The sequence below is a fragment of the Streptomyces sp. NPDC021115 genome, from assembly GCF_044333065.1.
Classification (GTDB): domain Bacteria; phylum Actinomycetota; class Actinomycetes; order Streptomycetales; family Streptomycetaceae; genus Streptomyces.
Map to the genome: position 1 here is coordinate 42,296 of NZ_JBIRQF010000001.1, position 12,709 is coordinate 55,004.

11 protein-coding genes are annotated in these 12,709 nt (G+C 72.3%); 3 read left to right on the forward strand and 8 right to left on the reverse strand.

The annotated features are described in order from the left end of the window. The first annotated feature begins 29 nt into the window (after positions 1–29). Together ACH4TL_RS00160 and ACH4TL_RS00165 are read left to right on the forward strand one after the other, a co-directional pair. Positions 30–260, forward strand: a complete 231-nt coding sequence (locus ACH4TL_RS00160) for a DUF397 domain-containing protein (RefSeq protein ID WP_398322789.1) — start codon at positions 30–32, stop codon at positions 258–260. Between the two features lie 456 nt (positions 261–716). Continuing rightward, positions 717–3,641 carry an SCO5717 family growth-regulating ATPase gene (locus ACH4TL_RS00165; RefSeq protein WP_398322787.1) on the forward strand — a complete coding sequence of 975 codons (2,925 nt, stop codon included), beginning with the start codon at positions 717–719 and terminating at the stop codon, positions 3,639–3,641. An 82-nt stretch (positions 3,642–3,723) separates the two neighbouring features. On the opposite strand, the gene ACH4TL_RS00170 is transcribed toward ACH4TL_RS00165, so the two are convergent. From ACH4TL_RS00170 to rimP, 8 genes are all read right to left on the reverse strand, one after another. Next, on the reverse strand, positions 3,724–4,680 hold the full coding sequence (locus ACH4TL_RS00170; protein ID WP_398322785.1) for a bifunctional riboflavin kinase/FAD synthetase: 957 nt from the start codon (positions 4,678–4,680) through the stop codon (positions 3,724–3,726). Positions 4,681–4,807: 127 nt separating this feature from the next. Next, positions 4,808–5,737, reverse strand: a complete 930-nt coding sequence (truB, locus tag ACH4TL_RS00175; protein ID WP_398322783.1) for a tRNA pseudouridine(55) synthase TruB — start codon at positions 5,735–5,737, stop codon at positions 4,808–4,810. After that, positions 5,734–6,216, reverse strand: coding sequence for a 30S ribosome-binding factor RbfA (rbfA, locus tag ACH4TL_RS00180; RefSeq protein ID WP_398322780.1), 483 nt, complete (start codon positions 6,214–6,216; stop codon positions 5,734–5,736). The genes truB and rbfA overlap by 4 nt, the downstream gene beginning before the upstream one ends. Before the next feature lie 76 nt (positions 6,217–6,292). Then, entirely contained in the window at positions 6,293–6,589 is a 297-nt protein-coding gene (locus ACH4TL_RS00185) for a DUF503 domain-containing protein (RefSeq protein WP_398322777.1), read from the reverse strand. A gap of 122 nt (positions 6,590–6,711) precedes the next feature. Then, on the reverse strand, positions 6,712–9,861 hold the full coding sequence (gene infB / locus ACH4TL_RS00190; protein ID WP_398322774.1) for a translation initiation factor IF-2: 3,150 nt from the start codon (positions 9,859–9,861) through the stop codon (positions 6,712–6,714). 153 nt (positions 9,862–10,014) lie between these two features. After that, positions 10,015–10,305, reverse strand: a complete 291-nt coding sequence (locus ACH4TL_RS00195; RefSeq protein ID WP_398322771.1) for a YlxR family protein — start codon at positions 10,303–10,305, stop codon at positions 10,015–10,017. Between the two features lie 139 nt (positions 10,306–10,444). Further along, entirely contained in the window at positions 10,445–11,437 is a 993-nt protein-coding gene (nusA, locus tag ACH4TL_RS00200; protein ID WP_398322768.1) for a transcription termination factor NusA, read from the reverse strand. A 2-nt stretch (positions 11,438–11,439) separates the two neighbouring features. Further along, the gene (rimP, locus tag ACH4TL_RS00205) at positions 11,440–11,946 is read right to left on the reverse strand and encodes a ribosome maturation factor RimP (protein WP_398322765.1); all 507 of its coding nucleotides are present in this window, start codon (positions 11,944–11,946) and stop codon (positions 11,440–11,442) included. A 137-nt stretch (positions 11,947–12,083) separates the two neighbouring features. Between rimP and ACH4TL_RS00210 the strand changes: the two genes are divergently transcribed. Next, positions 12,084–12,701, forward strand: coding sequence for a hypothetical protein (locus tag ACH4TL_RS00210; RefSeq protein ID WP_398322762.1), 618 nt, complete (start codon positions 12,084–12,086; stop codon positions 12,699–12,701). The last annotated feature ends 8 nt before the right edge of the window (positions 12,702–12,709 follow it).

The following is a 12,709-nucleotide window of genomic DNA, read 5'->3' on the forward strand; positions in this document are numbered from 1 at the left end:
CCGCAGTATTGGGAAGGGATTCTCCATCGATGGCTGACGCCAAAGAGAAGGCTGAGCTGTACGCACTCGACATCTCCGATGTCACGTGGCACAGCGCGCCGGACAGCACCACCGAAGAACGCGTGGAGATCGCTTACCTGCCGAACGGAGCCGTGGCCATGCGGAATTCCGCCGATCCCGACACTGTGCTCCGGTACACGGAGGCCGAGTGGCGGGCGTTCGTGCTCGGTGCGCGGGACGGCGAGTTCGATGTGCGCTGAGCCGGTTCGGTGAAGCGTTGAAGGGGTGCACGCCGCAGCGTGCGCCCCTTCGGTGTTGAGGGTGGTGCGGTCGGTGGCACGGGCGGTGTCTCTGCGCTGCTCGCGAGGTCGGCGAACACCTGCCGTCTTGTGGTTCTCGTCACCGCGGTCACCCACGAGGGTGCGACAAGCACGCCCCCGAAGGAGCGGGTGCGGGGGATGTGGGGTGGGCAGACGCGGCGTACCGAGCGTGACCATGCGGGAGAGGTGAGGTAGCGGACCATGGCGAGTAGCGGGACGGGCCTGCCATAGGGCCGCCCATGGTGATTAGGCTTGGTGTGTGCACGGTGACGAACCTGATCAGGTGTCCCCGGCGCCGCAAAAGGGGAAAGCCGAACGGTCGGACGACAGTAGCGATCGGCAACAGATCGGCCTCGCCATGAATTTCAAGGGTGTTCGACCACACCAGGAGGCATTGTGAGCAGCGATCGGGACGAGATCCGCACGGGCGGAACCACACCCGGCGATGATCGGTCCGACGCCGAGACCGAGCACACGGGCGAGTTCACCATCGACTACACCCCACCTGCCTGGTACACGCAGAACGCCGCGCCGTCGGCACCCGCCACGGGGTCCGGGGCGGACGCGGGGGGCGGGACGCCGCCTCCACCGCCCCCGCCGCCGCACGGCAATCCGGTTCCCGTGCCGGGGCCGCCGGACCCGAACGGGTTCCAGGGGGCGTGGACGCCTCCGCCGGCGGCGCCTTCCGTCGAACCCGCGCCGGGCGAGCCTTCCGTGCACCAAGCCGCGCCCGACGGGACCGCCGAGGACGCTGGTGGCGCGGAGGCGGAGGCCAGGCCGCGGGACGAAGAGACCGGCGGAACACCCTCTTTGTCGGGCTTTGCCGTAAATCCGGCCGCTCCGGCTCCGGCTGACGCCGGGGCAGACGACGGCGACCGGGTCGAGCAGCATGCGTCCGACCTTCCCGACGCCGCGGCCGAGGACGACGACTACGCGCTGGCGCCCGCCGCGCCCCCGCCGGTCGCCGCCCCCGATACCGACACCGACGCCGATGCCGCTGGTGACGCCGATGGTGACAGCGACGCCGACGAGCGCGACAGCGGTGCCGTGACGGGTGACTCCACGGTGCGGTTCTCCACCGCCTCGCTGCGGCGTGAGATCGCGGAGCGGAAGCAGGCCGCCGACGCGGAGGCCGACACCTCCGGGGCGGACGGCGACGCCGACGCCGACACCGGTAGCGGCGACGTGCGCAGCGAGGGCACCATGCGCTTCTCCGCGGCATCGCTGCGCCGGGAGACCGAGGAGCGTGCCGAGGCGGCGAGCGCCGAGGGCGAGCCGCAGGAGGGGGCAGCCGACGCCGCGCCGCCGCAGGAGTCCGGCAACGGCTGGGCGCCACCCGCCGCTCCGCAGGCCGGGCTGCCGCCGCTGCCGCCGGACTTCCAGCCCGCCGCGCCGGACGCGGGCGGTACGGGCGGTGGCCCGGCCCCGGTTCCGGAGCAGCGGACGGGCGGGCCCGGCGCGGCCGGTGGTCCGCAGCCGCCGCAGGACGGTGCCTGGGCGCCGCCCGCCACGGGTGCGCAGGGTCAGCCCGCTCCCGGTCCGACCACGGGGGCGCCGGGGCCGCAGCCTGCGGCGCCGAATCCGGCCGTCGGGCAGGGCGGTTACCCTCAGGGCGGTTACGCCGCGCCCGGTCCGCAAGGTCCCCAGGGGCAGCAGGGACCGCAGCAGCCGCAGCCCCAGCCGCAGCAGGGGCCCCAGGCTCCTCCCCCGGCCCCGCAGGCTCCGCAAGCCCCCCACGCTCCCCAGTACGGCTATCCGCAGGCCGGGCAGCACCAGGCGCCCGGCCCTGACGGCTACGGCTATCCGCGCCCCGACGCGCCCGCGCCCCAGCAGGGGCCGTACCCCGGCCCCCAGCAGGGTCAGGGGCCGTACCAGCCGCCCGCGCCGCAGCAGCCGCAGCAGCCGCAGCCCCAGCCGCCACAGGACGGTTACGGCTACCCGGGCGCCGACGCCGGAGCCCCGGCCGATCCGCGGGCCGGCGGCTGGCCCGTCGCCACGCCCGACCAGCGGCAGCGGCCGGGGGCCGGGCAGGGCAACGCCGGTGCCCCGCTGGGGTACACGGCGGCGGTCGAACTGTCTTCCGACCGGCTCATCCGCGGGAAGCAGAAGCCCAAGAAGAACAACGCCGGCGGTTCGCGGTTCAAGCTCGGCGGCAAGAAGGAGGAGGCGGAGCGGCAGCGCAAGCTGGAGCTGATCCGTACGCCCGTCCTCTCGTGCTACCGCATCGCGGTGATCAGTCTCAAGGGCGGCGTCGGCAAGACCACGACGACCACCGCGCTCGGCTCGACCCTGGCCACCGAGCGCCAGGACAAGGTCATCGCGATCGATGCCAACCCCGACGCGGGCACGCTCGGCCGCCGGGTGCGGCGCGAGACCGGCGCGACCATCCGCGACCTGGTCACCGCGATCCCGTACCTCAACAGCTACATGGACATCCGGCGGTTCACCTCGCAGGCGCCGTCCGGTCTCGAGATCCTGGCCAACGACGTGGACCCGGCGGTCTCGACGACGTTCAACGACGACGACTACCGCCGCGTCATCGACATCCTGGGCCAGCAGTACCCGATCGTCCTCACCGACTCGGGCACCGGGCTGCTCTACAGCGCGATGCGCGGGGTGCTCGACCTCGCCGACCAGCTGATCATCATCTCCACGCCCTCCGTGGACGGTGCGAGCAGCGCGAGCACCACGCTCGACTGGCTGTCCGCGCACGGATACGCCGACCTCGTGTCGCGCTCGATCACCGTCATCTCGGGGGTCCGTGAGACCGGCAAGATGATCAAGGTCGAGGACATCGTGTCGCACTTCGAGACCCGCTGCCGCGGGGTGGTCGTCGTGCCGTTCGACGAGCATCTGTCGGCGGGCGCCGAGGTGGACCTCGACATGATGCGCCCGAAGACCCGGGAGGCGTACTTCAACCTCTCCGCCATGGTCGCCGAGGACTTCTCCCGCGCGCAGCAGGCGCAGGGGCTCTGGACGGGCGACGGCGGCGCCCAGCCGCCGCAGATGGCCCCGCCGCTGCCCGGGCAGGGCCAGCAGCCCTACCCGGGGGCGTACGCGCCGCAGCAGGGCCAGCAGCAGCCGCCGTACGGATACGGCTATCCGCAGCAGGGACAGCCGCCGCAGCAGCCCGGCTACCCCCAGCAGGGCCACCCCGGGCAGCCCGGGCCGCAGCAGGGCTGGCAGCAGGCACAGCCCGGCCAGCAGTCGCCCCCGCAGCCCCAGCCCGGCCAGCCGTGGCAGCCCGGGCCCCAGCAGGGGCAGCCGCCGCAGCAGGGGCAGCCGTGGCAGCACCAGCCGCCGCCCCCGCCCCAGCAGTAGGCCCGTACGAACGGCGATCGCCCCGCCGGACCGGTGGAAACCATCGGTCCGGCGGGGCGATCGTCTGTGTACGGCTGTGGGTTCAGCGGTGGCTGTCGTACTCCTCCACCAGCTCGCTCGCCCGCTTCACATCGGCCGCGATCCGCTCCAGCAGCGCCTCGATCGAGTCGAACTTCTCCTGGCCGCGCAGGAAGGCGAGGAAGTCCACCTCGACATGGAGCCCGTACAGATCCAGGCCGACCCGGTCGATCGCGTACGCCTCCACGGTCCGCTCGGTCCCGTCGAACTGCGGATTGGTGCCGACCGAGATGGCCGCGGGCATGGACTCGCCCTCGGCCGTCAGCCAGCCCGCGTAGACCCCGTCGGCCGGGATCGCGGTGTGCGGCAGGGTCTCCAGATTGGCCGTGGGGAAGCCCAGTTCGCGGCCGCGCTGCGCGCCGCGGACCACGACGCCCTCGACGCGGTGCGGCCGCCCCAGGACCTCCATGGCGCCCGTGACGTCCCCCTCGGCGACCAGCCTGCGCACCAGGGTGGACGAGAACGGCTCGCCGCCGCCCGCCGCGCCGCGCTCGTACAGGTCGATCACCTCGACCTCGTAGTCGTAGGTGGCGCCCAGCTCGCGCAGCGAGTCGACGTTTCCGGCGGCCCGGTGGCCGAAGCGGAAGTTGGGGCCCTCCACCACGACGCGCGCGTGGAGCTTGTCGACCAGCACCTTCACCACGAAGTCGGCGGGGGTGAGCCGCGAGAACTCCTGGGTGAACGGAAGGATCAGCACCGCGTCCACGCCCAGCGCCGTCATCAGCTCCGCACGCCGCTGGTGCGAGGCGAGCAGCGGCGGGTGGCTGCCCGGCCGCACGACCTCGCTCGGATGCGGGTCGAAGGTGACCACGACCGCCGGTACGCCCAGCTCCCGCGCACGGGCCACCGCGCGGCCGATGATCAGTTGATGCCCGCGGTGCACTCCGTCATAGGAACCGATCGTGACGACGCTGCGCCCCCAGTCCTCGGGGATGTCCTCCAAGCCACGCCAGCGCTGCACTATGCCCGCTCCTCGCCCGAACCTTTGACTGCCGACTTATCGCTTTCGCTTTCGCAGGTCTAAGACTGCCATGCCGCCTGCCCCCGCCGTGCACCGGAGGCCGGTCGGCGGGGGACCCGCGGAACCCTCATACGAAGACGGCGAGGCTCTTGGCCCGGCCCTTCGACTCCTCCACCAGCGCCAGGAAGCGGCCGTCAGGACCGAAGACCGCCACCGGGCCCGCCGCGGCGCCCTCGCGGGGCGGCTGGGGCGGCATGTCGATCCGTACGCCGTTGCCCAGCAGCTTGGCCTGGTGCGCGTCGACGTCCCAGCGCGGGAAGGCGGCGGCCGCGGCCTCGGCGATAGGCATGACCTGCACGGACTCCTCCAGCTGCGCCAGCGTCCGCGCGGCCTCCAGCCCGTACGGGCCGACCCGGGTGCGGCGCAGCGCGGTGAGATGGCCGCCGGTGCCGAGCCCGGCGCCGAGGTCGCGGGCCAGGGCGCGGATGTACGTACCCGAGGAGCACACGACCGTGACGTCGAGGTCGAGCACCGGGGTGCCGTCCTCGGCCTTCGCCTCACGGACCCCGCGCTGGACGAACGACGAGACGGTGACCGGCCGGGCCGGGATCTCGAACTCCTCGCCCTCCCGGGCCCGGGTGTAGGACCGCTTGCCGTCGATCTTGATGGCGCTGACCTTGGACGGCACCTGCTGGATGTCCCCGGTCAGCTCGCCGATCCCGGTCCGCACGGCGTCGAGCGCTGTCCCGGCGGCGCCGTCCGAGGCGGTGATCTCCCCCTCGGCGTCGTCGGTGACCGTGGTCTGGCCGAGCCGGATCGTGGCCGTGTACTCCTTCTCGGTCAGCGCCAGATGGCCGAGCAGCCGGGTCGCCTTCTCGACGCCGATCACGAGCACGCCCGTGGCCATCGGGTCCAGCGTCCCGGCGTGCCCGACCCGGCGCGTACCGGCGAAGCGGCGCATCTTCGCGACGACGTCGTGCGAGGTGAACCCGGCCGGTTTGTCGACGATCACCAGGCCGTCCGGCGCACCGGAGGCGGCCCTGCCCTTGCGTGTCATGCGTCCGCGGCACCCTTGCCGTCGGTGCCGGACTCGGAGGCGTCGTCGTCCGCGTCCTCCTCGCCGGGCTTGCGGTACGGATCGGCGTCACCGGCGTACGTGGCGCCCGAGGACGCCTCCCGGACCTCGGCGTCGGCCGCCTTGGCCTTGGCGAGCAGGTCGTCGATCGTCCGGGCGTTGTCCGGCAGCGCGTCCGGGACGAACGTCAGGGTCGGGGTGAACCGCACCCCGGTCTGCCGTCCGACCTCCGACCGCAGCACGCCCTTGGCGCTCTCCAGGGCGGCGGCCGAGGCCGCGCGCTCCTCGTCGTCGCCGTAGACCGTGTAGAAGACGGTCGCCTCCCGCAGATCACCGGTGATCCGGGTGTCGGTGATGGTCACGTAGCCGAGCCGCGGGTCCTTGATCCGCCGCTGAAGGGTCTCCGCGACCACGACCCGGATGCGGTCCGCCAGCTTGCGTGCCCGCGCGGTGTCGCTCATGCGTCTTCTTCTCTCTTCTTCGCTTCAGTCATCGATGAACAGGGACGGTCATCGACCGGCCGCCGATCTCCGGCCCTCACTCGTCGTCGCCACCGTAGAACCGCCGTCGCACCGACAGCAGCTCTACCTCTGGCCGCGCCGCGACCAGCCGCTCGCAGCGGTCGAGGACGTCCGCGAGGTGGCCCGCGTCCCCGGAGACCGCCGCGAGGCCGATCTCGGCCCTGCGGTAGAGGTCCTGGTCACCGACCTCCGCCACGCTCACCGCGTACTTGCGGTGCAGCTCGGCGACGATCGGGCGGACGACGGAGCGCTTCTCCTTCAGCGACCGTACGTCGCCGAGAAGCAGGTCAAAGGACAACGTCCCTACATACATGCGGTCCGGGTCAAGCCACCCGTGGGGCCTTCGAGGTTCAGGCTCCTCGCACCGTACACGCAAGGGCCGGGGCCGATCGACGGAAATTCTCCGCCGACCGGCCCCGGATGAGACGCGACGCGTCAGCCTCGCGGCTTCTCGCGCATCTCGTACGTCGCGATGACGTCGTCGATCTTGATGTCGTTGTAGCTGCCGAGGTTGATACCGCCCTCGAAGCCTTCGCGAATCTCGGTGACGTCGTCCTTGAAGCGGCGCAGGCCCTCGATGTTGAGGTTCTCCGCGACCACCTTGCCGTCGCGCAGCAGGCGGGCCTTGGTGTTCCGCTTGACCTCGCCGGAGCGGATGAGCACACCCGCGATGTTGCCCAGCTTGGACGAGCGGAAGATCTCGCGGATCTCCGCCGTGCCCAGCTCGACCTCTTCGTACTCCGGCTTGAGCATGCCCTTGAGGGCCGCCTCGATCTCCTCGATCACCTGGTAGATGACCGAGTAGTAGCGGACATCCACGCCCTCGCGGTCGGCCATCTGCGTGGCACGCCCATCGGCGCGCACGTTGAAGCCGATGACGATGGCGTCGGAGCCGGTCGCCAGGTCGATGTCGGTCTCGGTGACCGCACCCACACCGCGGTGCAGGACGCGCAGGTCGACCTCTTCGCCGACGTCGAGCTGGAGCAGGGAGGACTCCAGGGCCTCCACCGAACCGGACGCGTCGCCCTTGATGATGAGGTTGAGCTGCTGGACCTGACCGGCCTTGAGCACCTTGTCCAGGTCCTCCAGGGAGACCCGGCGGGTGCGCTTGGCGAACGCGGCGTTCCGCTCGCGGGCGGCGCGCTTCTCGGCGATCTGACGGGCGGTGCGGTCCTCGTCGACGACGAGGAAGTTGTCGCCCGCGCCCGGCACGTTGGTCAGACCGAGCACCAGGACCGGGGTCGAGGGACCCGCCTCCTGGAGCTGGTTGCCGTTGTCGTCGAGCATCGCCCGGACGCGGCCGTACGCGTCGCCGACGACCATCGTCTCGCCGACCTTCAGGGTGCCGCGCTGGACCAGCACGGTGGCCACGGCGCCGCGGCCGCGGTCGAGGTGCGCCTCGATCGCGATGCCCTGCGCGTCCTGCTCCGCGTTGGCGCGCAGGTCGAGCGAGGCGTCCGCGGTGAGGACGACGGCCTCGAGCAGCTGGTCGATGTTCAGACCCTGCCGGGCGGAGATGTCGACGAACATGGTGTCGCCGCCGTACTCCTCGGCCACCAGGCCGTACTCGGTCAGCTGACCGCGCACCTTGGTCGGGTCCGCGCCCTCGACGTCGATCTTGTTGACCGCGACCACGATCGGCACGTCGGCCGCCTTGGCGTGGTTCAGCGCCTCGATCGTCTGGGGCATCACACCGTCGTTGGCCGCCACCACGAGGATCGCGATGTCGGTCGACTTGGCACCACGGGCACGCATGGCGGTGAACGCCTCGTGACCCGGGGTGTCGATGAAGGTGATCTTGCGCTCTTCGTCGTTGACCTCGGTCGAGACCTGGTACGCACCGATGTGCTGGGTGATGCCGCCGGCCTCGCCCGCGACCACGTTGGTCTTGCGGATCGCGTCCAGCAGTCGCGTCTTACCGTGGTCGACGTGACCCATGACGGTCACCACCGGCGGACGCGCGACGAGCATCTCCTCGCCGCCCTCGTTCTCGCCGAACTCGATGTCGAAGGACTCGAGAAGCTCGCGGTCCTCCTCCTCCGGGCTGACGATCTCGACGGTGTAGTTCATCTCATCGGCGAGGAGCTGCAGCGTCTCGTCGGAGACGGACTGGGTCGCGGTGACCATCTCGCCGAGGTTCAGCATCACGGCGACGAGCGACGCCGGGTTGGCGTTGATCTTCTCCGCGAAGTCGGTGAGCGACGCACCCCGCGACAGCCGGACCGTCTGGCCGTTGCCGCGCGGCAGCATCACGCCGCCGACGGACGGGGCCTGCATGGCCTCGTACTCCTGGCGCCTCTGCCGCTTCGACTTACGGCCACGACGCGCCGGACCGCCGGGACGGCCGAACGCACCCTGCGTACCACCACGGCCACCGGGACCACCCGGACGACCGCCGAAGCCCGGACGGCCACCGCCGCCACCGGGACGACCGGCGAAACCGCCGCCGCCACCCGGACGACCGCCGCCGCCACCACCGGGACGACCGGCGAAACCGCCGCCGCCACCCGGACGGCCACCGCCGCCGCCACCGGGACGACCGGCACCGCCGGGACCGCGACCGCCGCCACCGGGGCCCGGACGCGGACCCGCGGCGGGACGCTGCGGCATCATGCCCGGGTTCGGACGCGGGCCGCCGGAGCCGCCGCCGGGACGGGGGCCGCCGCCCTGGGCGCCCTGCGGACGCGGCATCGAACCCGGAGTGGGACGGGGACCGCCCGCACCCTGGCCACGACCGGCACCGGGACCGCCCTGGCCGCCGCCCTGCGGACGCGGACCGGCGCCGCCCTGGCCACCGGGGCGCGGGGCGCCGCCGGGACGGGGCGCCTGCGGGCGCGCCATGCCGGTGGAGCCACCGGAGGTGAAGGGGTTGTTACCCGGACGCGGACCGGCCGGACGGCCGCCGCCACCCGGACGCGGGCGCTCCTGCCCCGGACGCGGGGCGCCGGAACGGCCGCCCTGGCCGCCCTGACCCTGACCACCCTGGCCCTGGCCGCCCTGACCACCCTGGCCCTGGCCACCGGGGCCGGGACGGGCGCCGGGGCGCGGACCGGGCGTGGCGCCCGGCTTGGGCCCACCCGGCTTGGCCGCGGAGGGCTTGGGGCCGGGGGTGGCCGGCGGGGCGGTGAACTCGGGCTGCGCCGGAGCCGCGGGCTGTGCCGGGGCTGCGGGCTGTGCCGGGGCTGCGGGCTGCGCCGGACCCGGCTTGGGGCCGGGGGTCGGGCGGGCGCCCGGCGTCGGGCGCGGACCCGGAGTGGGCGCCGCGGACGGCGTGCTGCGCGGACCCTCGGCGGCGGCCGGCTTGGGGCCGGGCGTCGGGGGCTTGGGGGCAGCAGGACGGGCCGCCGACGCCGGACCGGGCGTCGGGGGCTTGGGCGTCGCCTTGCGCGGCGCCGAGGGCTTGCCGGAGGCACGGCCGGAGCCGTTGCCGCCCTGGAAAGCGTCAGTCAACTTGCGGACTACCGGCGCCTCGATCGTCGAGGACGCCGAACGTACGAATTCACCGAGCTCCTGGAGCTTGGCCATGACGACCTTGCTCTCAACGCCGAACTCCTTGGCGAGTTCGTATACCCGGACCTTAGCCACTTCGCTCCTTTTAGGTCCGGGTTACCGCCGGACCGTCGCTACTTCATGGGCGTACTCATCGCGTACTCATCGAGTGCTCATCGCAATCTCGACCTACTTCCGACTCGCGAGGTACCTGACCGCACGGTTGTCCCGTGCCGTTCTTCCAGCTTCTTACTGGGGTGACTGATCACCCTGGTGCTCGACGTAGCGGCGCAGTGCCGTGGTGTCGAGCGCCCCCGGTCCCCTGAAGGCCCGGGGAAAGGCCCGGCGGCGGACCGCCAGGTCGAAACAGACCCGTGTGGGGTGCATATAAGCTCCCCGACCGGGCAGCGTACCGCGCCGATCGGGGACGCAAACGCCCTCGACCGCCACGATGCGCAGCAGATCGTCCTTGGCCGCCCGGTCCCGGCATCCCACACAGGTTCTCTCAGGGCAGGCACGGGCTCGCGTGCGGCCAGACACTACTTAAGTCTACCTCCCTGCGCCGACCTCACCCCTTGGGGGGAGTGATCGAACCGTCACACGATTTCGGCTGGATCCCGGTGTCCGCGGCTTGATTCAGCCTTGATCAGGCCGACTCGGCCTGATCAAGGCTTGCTGATCAAGCTTGCTCGGCGGACTGGTCGGTGTCCGGCCGGATGTCGATCCGCCAGCCCGTGAGCCGGGCCGCGAGCCGGGCGTTCTGCCCTTCCTTGCCGATCGCCAGCGACAGCTGGTAATCGGGCACGGTGACCCGCGCGGACCTGGCCGCCAGGTCCACCACCTCGACCTTGCTCACCCGGGCGGGCGACAGCGCGTTCGCCACCAGCTCGGCGGGGTCGTCCGACCAGTCGACGATGTCGATCTTCTCGCCGTGCAGCTCGGCCATCACGGCACGCACCCGGCCGCCCATCGGGCCGATGCACGCGCCCTTGGCGTTCAGACCCGAACGGGTGGACTTCACGGCGATCTTGGTGCGGTGACCGGCCTCACGGGCGATCGCCGCGATCTCCACCGAGCCGTCCGCGATCTCCGGCACCTCGAGCGCGAAGAGTTTCTTCACCAGATTGGGATGCGTACGCGAAAGGGTCACCGACGGGCCGCGCACGCCCTTGACCACTCGTACGACGTACGTACGCAGCCGGGTGCCGTGCGCGTAGTCCTCGCCGGGCACCTGCTCCTGCACCGGCAGGATCGCCTCGAGCCGGCCGATGTCCACCAGGATGTTCTTCGGGTCCTTGCCCTGCTGGACGACGCCCGCGACGACATCGCCCTCGCGTCCCGCGTACTCGCCGAAGGTGATCTCCTCCTCGGCGTCCCGCAGCCGCTGGAGGATCACCTGCTTGGCGGTCATGGCGGCGATCCGGCCGAAACCGGAGGGGGTGTCGTCGAACTCGCGGGGCTCCTCGCCCTCGGCGAGGTCGTCCGCGTCCTCCTGGGCCCACACCGTCACATGGCCGCTGTTGCGGTCCAGTTCCACGCGGGCCCGGCGGCGGCTTCCCTCGGTGCGGTGGTAAGCGATGAGGAGGGCCGACTCGATCGCCTCGACCAGCAGGTCGAACGAGATCTCCTTCTCCCGCACCAGACCCCGCAGGGCACTCATGTCGATGTCCACGGCTACGCCTCCTCCTTGCTCTCGTCGCCCTGGGGCTTGCGGTTGAACTCGATCTCGACCCGCGCCTTGGAGATCTCCTTGAAGGCCAGCCGCCTGGCGGTGGGCTTGCGCCCCTTCACGCCGGGGACCTCCAGATCCAGCCCCTCGTCGTCCACCGAGACGATGCGGGCGACCAGCTCGCCGCCCTCCACCAGCTGCGCCTTCATCAGCCGACCGGTGGCCCGGTGGTAGTGGCGCTGCTCGGTCAGGGGGCGCTCGGCGCCGGGGGAGGTGACCTCCAGGACGTACGGGGTCGCGCCCATCGCGTCCGACTCGTCGAGCGCCTGCGAGATCTCGCGGCTCAGCTCCGCACACGTATCCAGCTGCACGCCGTCGTCGGAGTCCACCACGATGCGAAGGACGCGCCGCTTCCCGGCCGGTGTCACCTCGACCTCTTCCAGATCCAGGTCCCGTGCGCTGACGAGCGGTTCCAGCAGTCCGCGCAGCCTTTCGCTCTGGGTCGTGCTCATCCGGGTGACTCCTCGGCCGCGTGTGCTGTTGTGGGAAGGTCGCGTGTCAGCTCAAAGCCTATCTGTTCCGGCGGCGGGCTGACGATTCGGTGGCCGCTGCCGGGCATTCCGGCCCCGCGCGGGTACGCTCGCCTGCTGTGATCACTAACGGCGGCCGGGAGCTGCCGCAGCCCGGAAAGAGGAACGTGTCGATCACGAATCCCCCACCTCGACCCACGTCCCCGTCCCTCCCCCAGGCCGCGTCCCCGCGGCGGCGAAGTCTGCTGCTGGCCGGCGGTTCCGCGGGGGCCGCCGCCCTGCTGGTCAGCTGTTCCGGTGAATCGGACGACGGACCCCGCTCATCCGGTTCCGCGGACGCCGCGGCGCTGCGCGCCCGGGGCGTACGGGACTCCGCCGCGCTCCTCGCGCGCTACGACGCGACCATCGATGCCCATACCGGCCTCGCGGAGCGGCTGCGGCCGCTGCGGGCGGAGACGGCGGCGCACATGGCCGCGTTCGGCTCCAAGGACCCCTCCGCGTCCGCCTCCGCGACCGCGTCCCGCTCACCGGCCGCGGGCGGGCGGCGGCTGCCCGCGGTGCCCGACGACGAGAAGAAGGCCCTCGGCGCCCTCGCCCAGGCCGAGCGGCACACCGCCGACAGCCGCACCACGGCGCTCCTCGGCGCGCCGCCCGAGCTGGCCCGGCTGCTGGCCTCCGTCGCCGCCAGCGGCGCCGCCCATGTGTACCTCCTCACCCAGGGCGCCACGGCCTCATGACGGCCCCC